Origin of the sequence: Rhodococcus sp. NPDC080181, assembly GCF_040702225.1 — a bacterium.
In the GTDB taxonomy this organism is placed as follows: domain Bacteria; phylum Actinomycetota; class Actinomycetes; order Mycobacteriales; family Mycobacteriaceae; genus Rhodococcoides; species Rhodococcoides fascians.
Genome location: NZ_JBFBKN010000027.1, coordinates 34,847 through 51,650 on the forward strand (window position 1 = coordinate 34,847; position 16,804 = coordinate 51,650).

Consider the following 16,804-nt stretch of genomic DNA (forward strand, 5'->3'; position numbering starts at 1 on the left):
AGGAATCAGAACATGGCAAAGCGTCTCGATCTCAAGGACGTCAACATCTACTACGGCAAGTTCCATGCCGTCTCCGACGTCACTCTGGCAGTCCCGCCGCGCAGCGTCACCGCGTTCATCGGACCGTCCGGCTGCGGTAAGTCGACCGTCCTGCGTTCGCTCAACCGTATGCACGAGGTCACGCCCGGCGCTCGCGTCGAAGGTTCGGTGCTGCTCGACGGCGAGGACATCTACGGCAGTGGCGTCGACCCCGTCGGTGTGCGACGCACCATCGGCATGGTCTTCCAGCGACCCAACCCGTTCCCGACCATGTCCATCAAGGACAACGTCGTCGCCGGGCTGAAGCTGCAGGGTGGCCGCGGCAAGAAGGAGCTCGACGAGATCGCCGAGCGTTCGCTCAAGGGTGCCAACCTGTGGACCGAGGTCAAGGATCGCCTCGACAAGCCCGGTGGCGGACTCTCCGGTGGTCAGCAGCAGCGTCTGTGCATCGCCCGCGCCATTGCCGTCTCTCCCGACGTGTTGCTGATGGACGAGCCGTGCTCGGCCCTGGACCCCATCTCGACACTGGCGATCGAGGACCTGATTCAGGAACTCAAGCAGGACTTCACGATCGTGATCGTCACGCACAACATGCAGCAGGCCGCGCGCGTGAGCGATCAGACCGGCTTCTTCAACCTCGAGGCAACGGGCAAGCCCGGCAAGCTGATCGAGATCGACGACACCGAGAAGATCTTCTCCAATCCGACGCAGAAGGCCACCGAGGACTACATCTCCGGCCGCTTCGGATAACCGCACACCGCACAGAGAACCCCCGCCGAGCGAAAGCTCGACGGGGGTTCTTTTTGTGCTCCTGCCCTGGGGCCGAGATCGAGTAGCGTTGTCGCGCAGCGCTACTCGACCTCGAGCGAAGTGGGTGCTACGAGCTGGGAATGTTCTGCTGGTGGAGGTCGGCGGGAAGCTGGCCGGTGACGAGGAAGATGACTCGGCGGCCGACCTCGACGGCGTGATCGGCGAAGCGTTCGTAGAAGCGGCCCAGCAGGGTCACGTCCACCGCGGCGGCGACGCCGTGGCTCCACTCACGGTCCATCAGCACCGTGAAGAGGTGACGGTGCAGATCGTCCATCGCCTCGTCCTCTTCCTGCAGCTTCGCAGCGCGCTCGGGATCGCGGGTCTCGAGCACCTCGCGGGCCGACGCACCGATCTGCACGGCGAGGCGTCCCATCTCGGCGAAGTAGCCGTTGACGACCTCGGGGAGGGCATGGTTCGGGTGCCTGCGACGGGTGATCTTGGCGACGTGGAGTGCGAGTGCGCCCATTCGGTCGATGTCGGCGACGATCTGGATGCCGGCCACCACCGAACGGAGATCGCCCGCGACCGGAGCCTGCAGCGCAAGAAGCGTGAATGCCTTCTCCTCGCAGATCGCGCTGAGCTCGGTGATCTTGTCGTGCTCGGAAATGACCTGCTCGGCGAGAACCAGGTCTGCTTGGAGGAGAGACTGCGTGGCCTTTTCCATGGCCGCACCAGCCAGGCTCGCCATTTCTCCGAGGAGATCGGCGAGCTCGTTCATCTGTTCGTTGTAGGCGACGCGCATGTGCGCAGTTTAGTAGGTCACACCGACCAGTTCTCTGTCCCGAGGGTTAACGGGGAATGAATGGAGTCAGGCGCACGTGTCGTCGGCCGCGTTGGTGAACGACAGATCCTCGGGTAGCGGAGCACTTTCGGTCGTTCCCTCCACCTGGGTGGGGTCGATCTGTGCACCGACGCCGGCCGGGTACTGGGTGTAGCCCGGGTAGTTGGAACCGAGAACCACCTCCACGACGTTGTTCAGGCTCGGAGCCAGTTCGATCGCAGCGCCGGGTATCGCCGACGCCACCGTCGCCGCAGCAGCTTCCTGATCCTGGGAATATCGAACGACGGTCTGAGCGGCGGAGCCGGAGAAGTTACCGACCGTGAGGATCTGGAATCCGTACGTCGCCAGCTGATCGGACGCGGTCTGTGCCATTCCCGCGATGTCCGACGCGTTGGACACCTGCAGCGACACGGTGCCCGGATCCACGGCCAGCAGCGGGGCCTCGGGAGCGGCGGGCGGCGGGGTCGGTTCCGGTGTCACCGGTTCCGCCCGTTCTTCGCCTGGCAACGGTAGATCGTCGATGATGGCCTGGAAGATGGCGCCGATGGCGTCGTCGTTGGGGATCTCGTTGCCGTAGTCGTTGGTTCCGGTGGTGGGAATGGTCAGGAAGGTCACCGCGCCGGCGTCGACGTTCTGCAGCGATCGGCCGAGCGTCACCAGATCCTGGGTCTTGACGTTCTCGACGAAGGTGTCGGAGGTGAACGCGTTGACGAATCCGTTCAGCTTGCCCGGGTCGAGAAGCACCTTGTTCGACAACGCCGATCGCAACAGCGACGACAGGAAGCGCTGCTGGCGCTTGATCCGGCCGTAGTCGCCGTTGCCCTCCGATTCGATGTTCCGGGCTCGGACGTAGTTCAGTGCGGTGCGTCCGTCGATGCGTTGGGTACCGGCGTTGGGCAGCACGTCTCCGAGTTCGTAGTCGACGAGAGGCTGAGCGGTACACACCTCGACACCGCCGACCTCGTCGACCATGGACTCGAAACCGGCGAAGTCCATGCCGACGAAGTGTCCGATCCGCAGTCCTGAGATCTTCTGAATGGTCTTGACCAGGCATTTCGGGCCGCCGAGGGCGTAGGTGGCGTTCAGCTTGTCGCCGTACGCCTCCGGGAACATCTCGCCCGTGTAGGTATTGGTGACGTTGTCGAACTGCTCGCACTCGGGTCGGGTCACGTCCAGGTCGCGAGGAAACGACACGGCGACGACGCGGCTGCGGTCGGCTGGAATGTTGACGAGCATGACGGTGTCCGATCGAGATCCCTCGGCATCGGTAACGGTTCCTGCGCCCACCTGCCCACTGGCACCGGCGCGCGTATCGGTGCCGACGATCAGGTAGGTCTCGTCTCCGTACTGGCCTGCGGCGTCGACGACGTCGGTCGAATCGGGGTCGAGCGCGGCGACTTGGAGGAATCCCTGATCGGTGTTGCGTAGATAGCCCCACACCACTCCGGTGAGTGCCACGGCGAGGATGGCGACGATCGAGACCAGACTTCGGCCGATCATGCGTATCCGTCGTCGTCGCCGTACTCGGCTCATCGCCAGACGCGTCAGTGCCGGCCGGTCGGCGGCGGGTGCTCCGACGGGTTCGGGGGCAGCGTGCGGCGGCGGGGTGGGCATCGGACGGTTCGCCCGAGCCGGCGGGGGAGTGGAGTCGGTGATCGGTGAGATGACCTCGGTGGGCTCTTCGACGTCCGGCCGTTCGGGGGGATCACGTCGGGTGGCTCCCGAACGAGACATCTTGTCGACCAGCTCGGCGACCGACACCGTGTCCGCGTTGCGCGGGGAGCGTTTACCCAGTCGGCCGCTGTCACCCGGCTTCGGTGGAGAATCGGAGTCTGTCGAGTCGGGTTCCGAACCAGAGGGGTCGGGTGTGGCGGGGTCGTCGGACCGAGGAGGACGTTGTCCGGAACGTCCGCCTGCGCCGGTTCGTCCGATAGAGGACAGCGGGCGCTCCCATGGGGCGCGACCCTCGGGCACAGACGGGCCCGACTCTCGATCGTCTCCCACGAATTCGAACCTGGCCTTCCATCACACGCATGTGCCGTCTACTCGGCAATCCAAGCCATAGTACTGACTCGAGCGGCGCGGTCCACTTCGTGCGAGACGGGCCCTGGTGAGGGGTCGATCAGCCGCCGGAATGCATCAGATCTGCACCGGCGGGGACACACAGGTCCTCCGGATCGTCGAGCCATCCGTCGGGCAGCGACACTGCGCCGGGCGAGCCCTGCCGGCCGCGGGGACCTTCGGCGTCCTTGGGAAACGGAACGGTTGGATCCAGTTGCGCCAGAAGGTCGTCCAGTTCGGCGAGGGTCGACACCAGTGCCATCGACACCCGAAGATCCGAGCCGGCGGGAAAGCCGCGCAGGTACCAGGACACGTGCTTGCGCAACTCTCGGAGGCCTTTGCCCTCACCGTGGTGCTGCGCGAGCAACTCGGCATGGCGCGCGATGATAGTGGCCACCTCACCCAGGGTCGGCGGCGTCGGCTCTGGCCGCCCGTTCAGGCGGGCACTGAGCTCGGCGAACAGCCATGGACGACCGAGGCAGCCACGCCCGACGACGACGCCGTCGCATCCGGTTTCCGCCATCATGCGGACGGCGTCGGACGCCGAGAAGATATCGCCGTTGCCCAGGACGGGAATCCCGGTGACGTGCTCCTTGAGTCGAGCGATCTCGTTCCAGTCGGCGGTGCCGGAGTACCGCTGCGAGGCAGTGCGGGCGTGCAACGCCACGGCCGCTGCACCCTCGTCGGCGGCGATCCGGCCGGCATCGAGATGGGTGTGATGGTTCTCGTCGATTCCGACACGGAACTTGACCGTGACGGGGATGTCGGTGCCCTCGGTGGCCTTGACCGCCGCAGCCACGATGCGGCCGAACAGGTTTCGCTTGTACGGCAATGCGGCACCGCCGCCCTTGCGGGTGACTTTCGGGACCGGGCAGCCGAAGTTCATGTCGATGTGATCGGCCAAGTTGTCGTCGACGATCATTTTCGCCGCGGCGTACGTGGTGTCCGGATCGACCGTGTAGAGCTGCAAGGACCGGGGGGTTTCGGTGGGCCCGAACGTCGTCATGTGCATCGTGGCGGGTTGCCGTTCGACGATAGCGCGTGCGGTGACCATCTCGCAGACGTACAGACCGGACGTGCTGCCCGCGCGCTCGAGTTCCTGCTCACGGCACAACGTGCGGAACGCCACATTGGTGACGCCGGCCATCGGTGCGAGGACGACGGGGCTGCGCAACTCCAGGGAGCCGATCTGCAATGTCATGGAAAACAAGCCTTTGGAACGAAGGGAGAACTTTCAGGAGAAAAGGCAGTGCCCGGCACCGAAGTCGGTACCGGGCACACCAGTCGATCGAAACTCAGGACGCGCGTGCTTCGGCCTTGGCGCGTTCGCGGGCCAGCGAGCGATCTCGCATCTCCTCGAACTTGGTGGCCTGACGTTCGAGGTCTTCGAGGAACGCGGCGAGTTCTTCGCGCTTGTTCTCACCGCGGGCGGTGAAGTCGTTGCGCTCGAAGACGCTCCACTTGCGCAGCACGGGCCAGACGACGTCTTCGAGGTGCTGACGTAGGTCGTAGATGCCGTGCTTGGCCATCAACACACCGTTGCGGCGGAAGTTCGGCATGCCGGCACCGGGCATGACGAAGTTCGTCACGATGTCGGAGACCGCGTCGAGGGTCTGGTCGGGTGCGATGTCCATCGCTGCGCCGGTGATGTTGCGGTAGAAGATCATGTGCAGGTTCTCGTCGGCGGCGATGCGCTGGAGCATGCGGTCGGCGATCGGGTCGTCACAGACCTTGCCGGTGTTGCGGTGCGAGACGCGGGTCGCGAGTTCCTGGAACGTCACGTACGCCACCGAGTGGAGCAATCCGGTCTGCGAACCTGCGGGCGAGGCGAAGCCGTTGGTCATGTGGATCATGCGGGCTTCTTCGAGGGCGACGGGGTCGACGCCTCGGGTGACGACGAGGTAGTCGCGCATGACGATGCCGTGGCGGTTCTCTTCGGCGGTCCAGCGGCCGACCCAGGTTCCCCAGGCACCGTCCTGGGAGAAGTTCTCGGCGATCTCACGGTGGTAGGACGGCAGATTGTCCTCGGTGAGCAGGTTGGTGATCATCGCGGCCTGCGCGACGTCGGAGAGCTTGGACTGCTCCGGGTCGTAGTCCTTGCCGCCGAGGGCGGCGAAGTTGCGGCCTTCGTCCCACGGCACGTAGTCGTGGGGATGCCATTCGCGCGCCATCGAAATGTGACGGTTCACGTTGTCCTCGGCAGTGGGCACCAGCTCTTGCAGAAGCTCGAGCTGTGTCAGATCCCTCGCCATTAGATCGCCTCCATAGATTGCGTACGACCGGTCCAGCTTACGGCACCGTAGGTTCGGTGTGAACCGTGTCGCGGCTGTTCACTTGCTGTTCGAGCAGTCGTGACGACCGACATCGGCCGATGTGGGGATCTTCGCGACTGCTGCAGTTCTCCCTGCACGTCGCTGCGGACGGGCCGATCGTTACCCCGAGTGTACGGACCGGGTGCCGCCGAATGCAGTTCGGCGGAAGGGTGTGTGGTGCCCCCAGTAGGACTCGAACCTACGACCTGCGGATTAAAAGTCCGTAGCTCTACCAACTGAGCTATAGGGGCGCGGATCGAAAGTGTAATGGGCAGTGCAGCCGTGTCGGTCATGCACCCCCGGCACCGCGTTTCGGGGGTCAGCGCCCGAAACTGCTGCAGCCTTGCGGCGCGGGGATACCGGCCAGGCGGTCGTCGATCCAGGAGTACGCACCGGGAATGCCGCTGATCGCGACGACGAGGTGTTCACCGAAGTACTCCTCGAGGCGTACGTCGGCACCGTGTGCGCACCACTCGTCGTACAGCGTTTCCGCACCTTCCCGGGGGATCCAGAATTCCTGACGGCCCTGGTAGATCATCGTGGGCACGGTGGGGGCGAGATCACCGCCCATCCGGGTCGCGGCGATGATGCGTTCGGCGATCTCGGTCCGGTCGACGTTCGGCACGTCCGAGAGGGCCTGGGCCGGTATCGGTGCCACCAGTCCGCCGGGAGCGAGCAGTGTGATGCAGAGATCTTTGGCCACGGTCGCCAGACGCAGTCCGTTGGCGTTCATCAGGGAGAACATCTCGGAATACTCGCGGGCAACTCCGAGCGCTGCGGACAGGAACAGCGTCGACGCGACGTTGCCGTTCATCGACGTCAGCAGAATCCGGTAGTCGGTCGGTGGACCGCCGAAGGCCGCGCCCACCAGATTGACCTCCGGCGCGTACGACGGGGCGAGTTGAGCGGCCCATCCGGTGGCGATCGCCCCGCCCGAATAGCCTGTGACGGCAATCGGGGAGGACGCGGGCAACCCGAGTTCGGGGAGGCGCACCATCGCGCGCAACGCGTCGAGCACCGCATGGCCGGCCATGCGCCCGGCCGCGTACGCCTGCCGAGGACCCTCGTGATCGGTGACGACCACTGCATAATTCTTGGCGAGGAACGCCTGCACCGCTGGAATCTCCCGGGCGATACCTCGGGGCAGGGTCCACGACGGTGCACAGGTGTTGCCCAGTGAGTTGATGGCCATGTTGTACGCGACGACGGGACGCGTGCCGGGACCGGCCCAGGGTGCGTCGGGCACGATGACGGTCGTCGCCGCAGCGACGGGTCGGTCTTTGGAATCGCTTGTGCGGTAGAGGATCTGGGTCGATATGACCGGGGTGAACAGCGGCCCCACGCTCACGCGTCGGGTGCCGAGAACCGATCCGGGCGGGAGCTCCTCGAATCCTGCCGGCGGGTCGAAGAACGGCTCGCCGAGTGGGGTCGGCAGGTAGAGGGCGGGATCGGCGACGGGATCGAGGAAGTTCGTCAGTGGGTCGGCGGCGACGGTGTGCGCGGTCGACAACGTCAAGGCCGACGACACGAGTAGTACTGTCATCGAACGACATACGCGGATCGATAGATTCATGGCGTGCACCCGTCCCCGATCGGCCGAAGCATCATGTGTGATGCGCATCACGCTATGCCCGAGGTGGTCTACGTCTTCGGCTATTCCGAGAATGTGTCGAAACCGTTACCGTTTCGCCGCTGATATCGATTATGAGACAGTGCTTTTGGTGACCTCACGGAGCGGGTTTGCCGTATTCGATTGATCAGCAACAGTTTTCATGCGCTAAGGAGCGGTGCAAACGAAGGTGCCTCGAGAGATGCTCGTGCAGAATGTAATTCGATATTCAACTGCTTTCCGGCTCTGGGAGACCGGCGGCCATTCGGCGGAATTCGTACGCATGCTCGGTATCGGCGTTGTGGCTCGAACGGCGGTGCCGACCTGGCCCGAGCGGACGTACGTGAGCGGCTCGAGTGCGCACCCCCTGCAGCGCACTCGAGCCGGGTGAACAATACCATTCGGCTTGTTTCAGTTACCCAACCGAATTTTCTGTCGGCTGCACGCGTCGTAGCGGACCGCAGGTGAGTCGAGTCGCGTGTCGTTCGGGTGAAGTACTCTCTACTTGTACTACCTGTGGATATGCAGGGCGCTTGGGCTCGGAGGCACGGAGTAAATGGCACAACAGGAGCGCGCACGGCGGACCCGGGCGGCAATCGTCGAGGCAGCGGCGGCGGAATTCGCCAAGCGCGGATATGCGGCTGCGTCCGTCAACACCATCTTGGAAGGATCGAACGCCACCAAGGGGGCGATGTACTTCCATTTTCAGTCCAAGGAAGACCTGGCCCGAGCGGTGCTCGCGGCCGGACTCGACCGTTATGTCGCAATCTCCGAGAAATGGGCGGATTCGACCGCGCATCCCTTTTACGTCATCAAGGGAATCGTCGACGACATCGCGCAGAACTTTCAGAACGATGTGATCGTGCGTGCAGAATTCCGGCTGATCGTCGAGCCCGAGTTCTACGCGGAGGTGCACTCCGGTGGTGGCCGGGTGTGGGGCGCTCAGGGGTACGCGCAGGCCGAGAGAGCGCTGGCGATGGGAGACCTCAAGCCGCAGTTCGACGCGGCCAAGTTCGTGCGGGTACTCGCCGCGTCGATGGCGGGTCAGCGTTACATGTCGGATCTGGTGGCCGACAACGCAGATCTACGCGAGCGGTTCGAGGAGTCCGTCGAGATCGTGCTCCTTGCCATGGCGTCGGATAGTTGGTTGGCCGAGTTCGAACTCCACGGGTGGGAGCAGTTCGGCGAAAACGAGGCAAAAACTGCCTCTGACCTGCCGGTTTGAGATTTACAGCGAAAGTGTCCTAAGCTATCCCAGCTCCCAACGGAACGCCGTTGAGGGTAGCGTCGAAGCAATTCGGCGGGCCCCCTTCGTCTAGCGGCCTAGGACGCCGCCCTTTCAAGGCGGTAGCGCGGGTTCGAATCCCGTAGGGGGTACGCAGGAAAGCATCGGATTGACAATCCGATGTGCAGTACAGCATTCTTCATCTCGCTCCGGCGAGAAGCAGATTTGCAGTTCGGAGAGTTGGTGCGCTAGAAATAGCGCGGCAACAACAGCAAGGCCCTGTGGCGCAGTTGGTTAGCGCGCCGCCCTGTCACGGCGGAGGTCGCGGGTTCGAGTCCCGTCAGGGTCGCAGAATCGGTGTGAAAGCGCCGAAATTGCGATGGCATTGTTTCACCGGTGCCGCCCGGCCAGGTAGCTCAGTTGGTACGAGCGTCCGCCTGAAAAGCGGAAGGTCGCCGGTTCGATCCCGGCCCTGGCCACCACGGTTGTGATCGACAAGCACTGACAAAGCCCCTCTCGACTTCGGTCGAGAGGGGCTTTGTCGTCTGCGGAGTATTCATTGTCCCGTGACGGCGCTCGATTGCAACGTTAGGCTCGACAGGTGGATGTGATCGCTCGCGCGCAAGCCGATCTCGCACGTGGAGACACCAACGCCGCACGAAACGGGCTCCTCGACGCCTTGCCGCGCAACCCGTCGTCGCCGGCGGTTCTGGAACTGCTCGCGTACACATATCTCCTTCTCGGTGATCGTGCGGCGGCCGGTGCCGTGTGGTTTCTGACCGACAAGGCAGACGACGATCCGACGGCGTCGGCTGCGTTCGCGGCACTGCAGAAGCAGTACCGGTCGCCGCTGATGCTCGCCCGAGCGCTCCCCATCCATGCGCCCTCGGATTGGTATCCGGTGCGGGCTCAGATGCGCCTGGAGCGACTGGGAGCCGCAATCGCAGCCAATGGGCAGAGCTGGATCCCACCGCGCGATGTCGTGTATTTCGACGAGGACGGAGTCGACTCCGACGACTTCTATGCCGCGCGTACCGCCGACGAGGACGATGCCGACGACGGGTTGAAGACGTCTGGTTACCGCACCGTCCGGCAACGTGCGATCGCAGCAACCATTGTCCTTGCCATCGTTGCCACCTCTGCGTCGGTGGTGTTGGCACTCGTCTTCGGGTGATGGCGATTCTCGGAGGGGCGGTTCTCGAACGGGTCGCTCGAATCCGAGCGTAGAGTTCGTCGGAGGATATCGAGGCCGACGACCGAGGGCGACTTCATTTCATGGGCACAGCGAACGGCGCACCGTTACCGCGCGACGACAATTACGACGTCAATCTTGCCCAGGCGAGAGTGTTCGCGCGAGGACTGGCCGAACACATTCGGACGTGTTCGGCGGCCATCGAAATAGCGCAATCCAAAGCATTTCGGGCTCGCGCCGATCGTGCCGAATCTCGCGCGAGGCAATTCGAGTCCGAGGCATCCACTCTCCGCACCGAGCTCTACGAGATGTATCGGCACATCGACGCGATGACGGCTCGATTCCCGGAACTGCGGACCGACCCGGCAGTCCGCGGATAGCGAGCGCCCGAATCAGACTGCGGCGGAACCGGTGACCAAGCCGAACGTGGTCTCGGCTCCACGCCGGCCCAGCGCCGAACCCCACACCGAGTACACCGCGTCAGTCGTCGTGGACTGCTCGACGTCGCGCCCCTCGGCGACAGTGATCAGCGTGCGGGAGAGCTCGAACAGACTTATCCGGTGATTCTTCGCCGTGGTGAACAACTCGTCGATGGCGTCGGCCACCGAGCCGCCGTGGATCCCGATGAGCACTCCGGTCGCGATGTCGACGTCGGTACGAGAGGCGGGTGAATCGGGCAGTCTGTCGGTCATCTTTTTCCTCGAGATGGTGTTGTCGGTGCGGATGACCGAGTGGATTCTGCGTCGAGCGGGCTTCACTGTCTCACACCGACATGACTTTTCATACAGTCGGTTTCGCGCGGACGTGCATGCGCTCGCCCTGAGGTCCGAACAGGCTCAGCAGCTCGACCGGTCGGTTACCGACAGCGCCGAACCAGTGCGGTACCCGGGTGTCGAATTCGGCGGCCTCACCGGCCTTCATCGTCAGATCGTGTTCGCCGAGAATAAGTCTCAGGGTGCCGTCGAGAACGTAGAACCACTCGTACCCCTCGTGCACCCGCGGGCGCGGCTCCTTGTCGTCCGGACGAATCAGCAGTTTGAAGGCCTGCAGTCCGCCGGGGCGGAGCGTCAGCGGAAGGATGGTGACGTTCTCGCGCACGGTGGCTGTGGTGCGTACCCGGGGATCGGCGACGGGGGGAGTCGTCACCAGATCGTCGAGCGCCATCTGATGCGCGCGGGCGATCGGCCACAGCAGTTCGAGACTGGGTTTGCGGTCACCGGATTCGAGCCGTGAGAGCGTGCTGATCGAAATTCCGGTGGTGTCGGACAGCGCGGCGAGGGTGGTGTTCTTTTCCATCCGGATGCGCTTGAGGCGGGGGCCGAGGCCGGCGATGAGCTCGTCGAGGGTGGTTTCTGCGTCCGTCATCGATCCATTGCAGTTTCGGCAAACGAATTTGTCAAGTCGCCCCATGTGGCGCGCGGGAATGCAGAGGCGAAAACAGCCCGGAGGCGACGGCGGGAAGCTCATACTCGGTTCATGATCGCTCGTCCGGGGCACCCGCAACGTACCGGCGTGGTCCGCGATGCCTACGGCAGTTCCGCGTCCGAGGCCTTCATGGTGGTGGCCATTGCCACGATTCTGGTCACCAGGGCGTATTTGGAACTCACTCACTACCCGCAGGTCGGTGGCAAGTCGCTGCACATCGCGCACGCCCTGTACGGCGGGGCGGCGATGATGCTGGCTCTGCTGATCGGGTGGATGTTCATCGGGTTCGGCGTTCGGGTCTTCACCGTGGTGCTCGGCGGAATCGGGTTCGGGTTGTTTCTCGACGAGGTCGGCAAGTTCGTCACCAAGGACAATGATTACTTCTACGGCCCGTCGTCGGAGATCATGTACGTCCTGGTGGTGCTGCTGTTGGTGTTCAGCAGGATCGTGCGGGAGTTCCGCAGGCCGTCGCGGGACGAGTCGCTGGCGAATGCGGCCGCGATCGCCGCGGATGGCGTCGCGCACGGTCTTCCCGAGCATCGGCGCGACTGGGCGCTGCGGATGGTTGCGCGAGCGGAGTCGGACGGAGCCGACCGGGACACCGTAGCCGGAATCAGATTGTTGCTCGGCACCTGCCGCCGGTCGACATCGCGTACCCACTCGATGCGCCAGTTCGTTCCACGGCTGATTCCCGCGTTCTTCACCAGTCCCCGTTGGGTTCCCGTCGTCGGCTGGGGACTGGTCCTGATCTCCGGGGCGGGAGTCGTGTTCGGGATCGTCGAACTCGTCTTGGGTGACCTGCTCATCGATCGCCGAGACCTGACGATCGACGTCGACAGGATGGGCATCGCCAGCGGCATCCTGTTCGTCAGTGCTTGCATCACATTCGCCACGGCGCTTCCGGCGATGCTGCGGTGGCGAACGGACGGTCCCCTGTGGCCGTTGCGCACTCTCCGCGTGTCCGCACTGGTGTTCACTTTGCTCAACGCGCTCGTGGATTTCGCTCAGGAAGGGTTCGCTGCGCTGGGGAATGTGGCGGTCGGCCTGTTCGCGCTCGCGGTCATCTCGCACCGCATCACCGTCCGAGCCGACGAGATAGCCAGAATTACGGGATCGGTTGCGCTGCCGGAGGATCGAGACTCCGATTGCTCTCGAACCGTCGAACCACGCCGCTGAGCGGATCGACGAACTCGATGGAGCGAGCCAGTAGGCGGAGCGGATCGGAGTAATCGTCGTCGGCGACCTCGCGGAACGACGGGTAGAAGTTGTCTCCGACGATCGGGATTCCCAACGAGCACAGATGAACCCGAAGTTGATGCGTTTTCCCGGTGCGCGGGTGCAACCGATATCGACCGAACGACCCGAGAGTGTCGACCAGTTCGACGCGTGTCTCGGCATTGGGTTCGCCCGGTACCTCAACGGCCTGAAGAACGCCGCGCTCCTTGACGATTCGACTGCGCACCGTCATCGGGAACCGGAGCTCGCGAGCGAGTGGGGCGATGGCGTCGTACTGCTTGGTGATCGTGCGCTGAGCGAACAGCTCCTGGTACGGCCGGCGAGCCTGCTGTCTGACGGTGAACACGAGAACGCCTGCCGTCAGCCTGTCCAGACGGTGCGCCGGGCTCAGCTCGGGTAGGTCGAACCGGCGGCGGAGCAGGACCAACGCCGAGCGTGCGATGTACGCGCCTCGCGGCGTCGTGGTGAGAAAGTGCGGCTTGTCCACCACGAGCAGGTTCTCGTCGCGGTGCAGCACATCGAGGGAGAACGGCACGGCCGATTCCACCGGCGGGTCACGGTAGAGATATATGTCCGCGCGCGGGCCGGCGATCGTCGACGCGTCGATCGGTACGCCCGTCGCATCGACGACCTCCCCGCCGGACACCTTTTCGGTCAGCCTGGCCGCATCCTGCGGGAAGCGGTCACACAGATACTCGAGCACCGTTGCGCCGGTCGCGACGTCGGGCATCCTCACCCTGGTGGGGTCGAGGCCGTCGCGCAACGGAAGTGGGGCGGCAGGCATGCAACGACTGTAATCGGTACGCGCATGGAAACACCCCGGTCGGAACTCCCGACCGGGGTGTGGATTGCGGTGACGCCGTGCTGGTCCGATCTAGATGGTGACGACCATCTTGCCGGTGTTCTCGCCCTTCATCAGTCCGATGAAGGCGGCCGGAGCATTGTCGAGGCCTTCGACGATCGTTTCGTCGAATTCGATTGCGCCGCTTGCGAGCCATTCCGTCATCTTCGCGCGGAATTCTTCGGTGAGGTGCGCATACGAACCGACGATGAAGCCCTTGAGTGTCAGCTCTTTGCCGATCGCCAGCGCGAGGTTGCGTGGAGCGGGAGTCGGCTCGGTGGAGTTGTACTGAGCGATGGCTCCGCACATGGCAATTCGGCCGTGCTTGTTCATCGAACCGATGGCGGCTTCGAGGTGCTCGCCGCCGACGTTGTCGAAGTACACGTCGATGCCGTCCGGTGCCGCCTTGCGCAGCTGTTCGGCGACAGGGCCGTCGTGGTAGTCGAATGCCGCGTCGAACCCGAGCTCGAGCAAGCGGGCGACCTTGGTGGGAGACCCGGCACTGCCGATGACGCGAGAAGCGCCGAGCGCCTTGGCGATCTGGCCGACGAGTGACCCGACTGCTCCGGCAGCGCCGGAGACGAAGACGACGTCACCCTCCTTGAACGAGGCAACTTCGGTCAGACCGGCGTACGCCGTCGTTCCGGTCATTCCCAGTGCGCTCAGGTATGCAGACGCCTTCGCGGCCGAGAGGTCGACCTTGCTTGCGCCGTTCGCCGGGACGATCGCAAGATCGCGCCATCCCTTGCCGTGCACAACAGCGTCGCCGGCTGCGAAACCGTCGGCCTTGGATTCGACGACCTCGCCGACGGCACCGCCGTCGAGCGGCGCATCGAGCTGGAACGGCGGGACGTACGACTTCACGTCGTTCATCCGACCACGCATGTACGGATCGACCGACATCACGATGTTGCGAACGAGGATCTGCCCGTCCTGCAGTTCGGGAAGGTCGACGACCTCCGCGCGAAAGTTGTCTTCGGTCGGCCAGCCTTCTGGGCGGGACGCGAGGTGAATTTCGTGTGCCTTCATGGTGTTTCCTCTTACTCGTCTTCGGTGACGGTGACGGTGACGTCGATGTTGCCGCGGGTGGCGTTGGAGTACGGGCAGACCTGATGGGCCTTGTCGGCCAGGGCCTGGGCGTTCTCGCGGCTCAGGTTCGGCAGAGTCACCTCGAGGGTGACTGCGAGCTGGAAGCCGCCTGCGTCGTTGGGTCCGATGTCGACGCGAGCGCCGACGGCCGAGTCGGTGACGTCGGCCTTGTCCTGACGCGCCACCATCTGCAGTGCGGAGTGGAAGCACGCGGCGTAGCCGGCTGCGAACAGCTGCTCGGGGTTGGTGCCGTTTCCGCTGCCGCCCATGGCCTCCGGGATGGCGAGATCGAGGTCGAGACGTCCGTCGGAGGTGCGGGCGTGGCCGTTGCGTCCTTCGCCGGTGGCGAGAGCTTCGGCGGTGTAGATGGTCTTCATGATTCTCCTTCTGTCGTGCGCGAATCGGTGTGATGCAGAGCGCTCGTCAATGCGTCGAGCGATTCCTTGAGCCTGACGAGATCGTCGACTCCCATGCCGGTCTTCTCGGCCAGCTTGCGGGGGAGGTCGAGTGCCTTCGCGCGCATGGCGCTACCGGTCTCGGTGAGGTGGATCTCGACCCGGCGTTCGTCGGTGCTCAGTCGTCGACGCTCGATGAAACCGAGACCTTCGAGTCGCTTGAGCATCGGCGAGAGAGTGCCGGTGTCGAGGTCGAGTTCGGCGCAGATCTCCTTGACGCCGCGCCCGTCCTTCTCCCACAGCACCAGCAGGACCAGGTACTGCGGATACGTGACGCCGAGCTCGTCGAGCATCGGGCGGTACACCGCGGTCGTAGCCCGCGATGCGGAGTACAGCGCGAAGCACACCTGACGATCGAGTGCGAGTTCGTTGGTCACGAGAAGAACGGTAGCGCACAGTTAAGTTGTGTGCAACCTATCTGCTCGATGTGAGTGGAACTTCGTAGCCTGTTACGAAGTGCCACTCACATGGGGGTCAGCTTTGCAGAGCGTTTCTCAGGCCGTCGAGCACGATGGTCGCCGCCGTGGGGCCGGCGTTGAGGTACCACGGGTCGTCGTCGACGCGCACGATGTGGTTCTGCGTTGCCGCGCTCATCCCGGTCCACAATGGATTGGTGGTGTACGACGCAGCGCTCGAATCGGCTTCCGCGTCCTGGCTGGAGACGAATACCCAGTCGGCGTTCGCCAACTGGATCTCTTCCTCGCTGAAGTCCTGCGAGGTCTTGTCGAATTGCTGGCTGGGCGGGCGCGCCAGCCCAGCGTCCGAGGCGATGAATCCCGCGAACGACGCGACGCCGAACACGCGGGCCCGGTCTGCGGTGAAGCGGACGAACGACACCGTCGGAGCGCCCCCGGATCCGCCGCCGTTGGAGACCGAATCACCCAGTGCGCGAGCGTCGGACGCGAATGTGTCCAGGAACCCTTGCGCCTGCTCGGTGCGTCCCAGTGCGTCCGCGAGAAGAAGGAAGTCCTGCTTCCAGTTCACGCCGGTGCCCTCGGTCAGTACGGTCGGCGCGATGGCCGACAGGGTCGGGTAGATGTCTTCCGAGCCGGTCTTGTTGGCCAGGATGAGGTCGGGTTCGGCGGCGGCGACGGCCTCGATGTCGACGCTCTGGCGGTTGCCCAGATCTGCCATCTGCGTCAGTTGGTCCGCGTACTGGGGGAACGAGAAGCTGATGTAGTCGGGCACCAGATCGGCTCCGTCGCCGTAGGCGGCACCGGTGGGGATCACGCCCAGGGTCAATGCGGCGTCGAGCTGGCCGGTGGCGATCACCACGATCTTCTTCGGTTCGGCGGGGATGTCGGTGGATCCGCCGAAATGCCCGACGGTGCGCGGGAACTCGCCGTCGGCGGCACCCGAACCCATCCCGTCGGGAATGCCGGTGGGGCCCGGTGCGTCCGATGCCGCGTCGGTGCTGGAGGTGGGAGGGGTGACGGTGCTCGGTGTCTGCCCGCCGCTGTCGCCGCACGCGACGGTGGTCAGGGCTGCGACTGCTACGAGGGCGGTGGCGACGAGCAGACGTTTCACTTCGATCTCTTTCACCGAGCGGGCATGGATAGGTAACCCTAGCCTGGCGACCACGTGAGCGGAACTTCGTAGCAGGGGTCGAAGTTCCGCTCAGTGATACTGGAGTTGTTCGTCGAGGTGGAAGGTATGACTCGTTTCCGCTCTGACGCCGATGGCTGTCTTTCATGTGATGTGTCGGCCTTCGCCTCGACGGACATCGTTC

Annotated in this window: 17 protein-coding genes and 4 tRNA genes; 8 read left to right on the top strand and 13 right to left on the bottom strand. The window is 64.3% G+C overall.

Annotation, left to right across the window (positions count from 1 at the left end):
- The first annotated feature begins 12 nt into the window (after positions 1-12).
- Complete coding sequence (gene pstB, locus AB0O58_RS22910; RefSeq protein ID WP_027495871.1) at positions 13-789, top strand: phosphate ABC transporter ATP-binding protein PstB; 777 nt, start codon at positions 13-15, stop codon at positions 787-789.
- 127 nt (positions 790-916) lie between these two features.
- Here the strand turns inward: pstB and phoU are convergent, their stop codons facing one another.
- The 6 genes from phoU to AB0O58_RS22940 all read right to left on the bottom strand — a co-directional run bounded on the left by phoU (position 917) and on the right by AB0O58_RS22940 (position 7,546).
- Positions 917-1,591, bottom strand: coding sequence for a phosphate signaling complex protein PhoU (gene phoU, locus AB0O58_RS22915; protein WP_027495872.1), 675 nt, complete (start codon positions 1,589-1,591; stop codon positions 917-919).
- Between the two features lie 66 nt (positions 1,592-1,657).
- A complete protein-coding gene (locus AB0O58_RS22920) occupies positions 1,658-3,634 on the bottom strand; it encodes an LCP family protein (RefSeq protein ID WP_283542732.1) in 1,977 nt (658 codons plus the stop codon).
- 118 nt (positions 3,635-3,752) lie between these two features.
- A complete protein-coding gene (gene dusB / locus AB0O58_RS22925; protein ID WP_206498730.1) occupies positions 3,753-4,892 on the bottom strand; it encodes a tRNA dihydrouridine synthase DusB in 1,140 nt (379 codons plus the stop codon).
- Positions 4,893-4,986: 94 nt separating this feature from the next.
- Positions 4,987-5,943, bottom strand: coding sequence for an acyl-ACP desaturase (locus tag AB0O58_RS22930; RefSeq protein WP_032381649.1), 957 nt, complete (start codon positions 5,941-5,943; stop codon positions 4,987-4,989).
- Between the two features lie 235 nt (positions 5,944-6,178).
- Positions 6,179-6,254: transfer RNA gene (locus tag AB0O58_RS22935), tRNA-Lys, on the bottom strand.
- Positions 6,255-6,322: 68 nt separating this feature from the next.
- On the bottom strand, positions 6,323-7,546 hold the full coding sequence (locus AB0O58_RS22940) for a lipase family protein (protein ID WP_257886337.1): 1,224 nt from the start codon (positions 7,544-7,546) through the stop codon (positions 6,323-6,325).
- A gap of 622 nt (positions 7,547-8,168) precedes the next feature.
- Between AB0O58_RS22940 and AB0O58_RS22945 the strand changes: the two genes are divergently transcribed.
- From AB0O58_RS22945 to AB0O58_RS22970, 6 genes are all read left to right on the top strand, one after another.
- Positions 8,169-8,837 carry a TetR/AcrR family transcriptional regulator gene (locus tag AB0O58_RS22945; RefSeq protein WP_027495877.1) on the top strand — a complete coding sequence of 223 codons (669 nt, stop codon included), beginning with the start codon at positions 8,169-8,171 and terminating at the stop codon, positions 8,835-8,837.
- A gap of 79 nt (positions 8,838-8,916) precedes the next feature.
- Positions 8,917-8,989: transfer RNA gene (locus tag AB0O58_RS22950), tRNA-Glu, on the top strand.
- A 123-nt stretch (positions 8,990-9,112) separates the two neighbouring features.
- Positions 9,113-9,186, top strand: a tRNA-Asp gene (locus AB0O58_RS22955).
- A 56-nt stretch (positions 9,187-9,242) separates the two neighbouring features.
- A tRNA-Phe gene (locus AB0O58_RS22960) sits at positions 9,243-9,319 on the top strand.
- A gap of 119 nt (positions 9,320-9,438) precedes the next feature.
- Positions 9,439-10,011, top strand: coding sequence for a DUF6584 family protein (locus AB0O58_RS22965; protein ID WP_032373747.1), 573 nt, complete (start codon positions 9,439-9,441; stop codon positions 10,009-10,011).
- A 101-nt stretch (positions 10,012-10,112) separates the two neighbouring features.
- The gene (locus AB0O58_RS22970; protein ID WP_045842052.1) at positions 10,113-10,409 is read left to right on the top strand and encodes a hypothetical protein; all 297 of its coding nucleotides are present in this window, start codon (positions 10,113-10,115) and stop codon (positions 10,407-10,409) included.
- 12 nt (positions 10,410-10,421) lie between these two features.
- On the opposite strand, the gene AB0O58_RS22975 is transcribed toward AB0O58_RS22970, so the two are convergent.
- Together AB0O58_RS22975 and AB0O58_RS22980 are read right to left on the bottom strand one after the other, a co-directional pair.
- Entirely contained in the window at positions 10,422-10,721 is a 300-nt protein-coding gene (locus AB0O58_RS22975) for an ANTAR domain-containing protein (protein WP_366238842.1), read from the bottom strand.
- An 88-nt stretch (positions 10,722-10,809) separates the two neighbouring features.
- Positions 10,810-11,394: a helix-turn-helix domain-containing protein gene (locus tag AB0O58_RS22980; RefSeq protein WP_045842051.1), complete on the bottom strand. Its 585-nt coding sequence runs from the start codon at positions 11,392-11,394 to the stop codon at positions 10,810-10,812.
- Positions 11,395-11,505: 111 nt separating this feature from the next.
- Here AB0O58_RS22980 and AB0O58_RS22985 point away from each other — a divergent pair, with 111 nt between their 5' ends.
- Positions 11,506-12,630, top strand: a complete 1,125-nt coding sequence (locus tag AB0O58_RS22985) for a hypothetical protein (RefSeq protein ID WP_366238843.1) — start codon at positions 11,506-11,508, stop codon at positions 12,628-12,630.
- Here the strand turns inward: AB0O58_RS22985 and AB0O58_RS22990 are convergent.
- The 5 genes from AB0O58_RS22990 to AB0O58_RS23010 all read right to left on the bottom strand — a co-directional run bounded on the left by AB0O58_RS22990 (position 12,560) and on the right by AB0O58_RS23010 (position 16,602).
- Positions 12,560-13,474 (bottom strand): pseudouridine synthase, encoded by a 915-nt coding sequence (locus AB0O58_RS22990; protein ID WP_366238844.1) that lies wholly within the window; start codon positions 13,472-13,474, stop codon positions 12,560-12,562. The genes AB0O58_RS22985 and AB0O58_RS22990 overlap by 71 nt on opposite strands.
- Before the next feature lie 90 nt (positions 13,475-13,564).
- Positions 13,565-14,560: an NADP-dependent oxidoreductase gene (locus AB0O58_RS22995; protein WP_366238845.1), complete on the bottom strand. Its 996-nt coding sequence runs from the start codon at positions 14,558-14,560 to the stop codon at positions 13,565-13,567.
- A gap of 11 nt (positions 14,561-14,571) precedes the next feature.
- Positions 14,572-14,997 carry an organic hydroperoxide resistance protein gene (locus AB0O58_RS23000; protein ID WP_027495882.1) on the bottom strand — a complete coding sequence of 142 codons (426 nt, stop codon included), beginning with the start codon at positions 14,995-14,997 and terminating at the stop codon, positions 14,572-14,574.
- On the bottom strand, positions 14,994-15,452 hold the full coding sequence (locus AB0O58_RS23005; protein ID WP_032371321.1) for a MarR family transcriptional regulator: 459 nt from the start codon (positions 15,450-15,452) through the stop codon (positions 14,994-14,996). The genes AB0O58_RS23000 and AB0O58_RS23005 overlap by 4 nt, the downstream gene beginning before the upstream one ends.
- 97 nt (positions 15,453-15,549) lie before the next feature.
- Positions 15,550-16,602 carry an iron-siderophore ABC transporter substrate-binding protein gene (locus tag AB0O58_RS23010; RefSeq protein WP_366238846.1) on the bottom strand — a complete coding sequence of 351 codons (1,053 nt, stop codon included), beginning with the start codon at positions 16,600-16,602 and terminating at the stop codon, positions 15,550-15,552.
- Positions 16,603-16,804 lie beyond the last annotated feature (202 nt).

Bases quoted from the DNA above. Each gene is read 5' to 3' on its own strand.
- AB0O58_RS22990 (WP_366238844.1), bottom strand. From the start codon at position 13,474: ATGCCTGCCGCCCCACTTCCGTTGCGCGACGGCCTCGACCCCACCAGG.
- AB0O58_RS22980 (WP_045842051.1), bottom strand. From the start codon at position 11,394: ATGACGGACGCAGAAACCACCCTCGACGAGCTCATCGCCGGCCTCGGC.
- AB0O58_RS22945 (WP_027495877.1), top strand. From the start codon at position 8,169: ATGGCACAACAGGAGCGCGCACGGCGGACCCGGGCGGCAATCGTCGAG.
- AB0O58_RS22975 (WP_366238842.1), bottom strand. From the start codon at position 10,721: ATGACCGACAGACTGCCCGATTCACCCGCCTCTCGTACCGACGTCGAC.
- AB0O58_RS22930 (WP_032381649.1), bottom strand. From the start codon at position 5,943: ATGGCGAGGGATCTGACACAGCTCGAGCTTCTGCAAGAGCTGGTGCCC.
- pstB (WP_027495871.1), top strand. From the start codon at position 13: ATGGCAAAGCGTCTCGATCTCAAGGACGTCAACATCTACTACGGCAAG.
- AB0O58_RS22970 (WP_045842052.1), top strand. From the start codon at position 10,113: ATGGGCACAGCGAACGGCGCACCGTTACCGCGCGACGACAATTACGAC.
- phoU (WP_027495872.1), bottom strand. From the start codon at position 1,591: ATGCGCGTCGCCTACAACGAACAGATGAACGAGCTCGCCGATCTCCTC.
- AB0O58_RS22985 (WP_366238843.1), top strand. From the start codon at position 11,506: ATGATCGCTCGTCCGGGGCACCCGCAACGTACCGGCGTGGTCCGCGAT.
- AB0O58_RS23000 (WP_027495882.1), bottom strand. From the start codon at position 14,997: ATGAAGACCATCTACACCGCCGAAGCTCTCGCCACCGGCGAAGGACGC.
- dusB (WP_206498730.1), bottom strand. From the start codon at position 4,892: ATGACATTGCAGATCGGCTCCCTGGAGTTGCGCAGCCCCGTCGTCCTC.
- AB0O58_RS22940 (WP_257886337.1), bottom strand. From the start codon at position 7,546: ATGACAGTACTACTCGTGTCGTCGGCCTTGACGTTGTCGACCGCGCAC.
- AB0O58_RS22995 (WP_366238845.1), bottom strand. From the start codon at position 14,560: ATGAAGGCACACGAAATTCACCTCGCGTCCCGCCCAGAAGGCTGGCCG.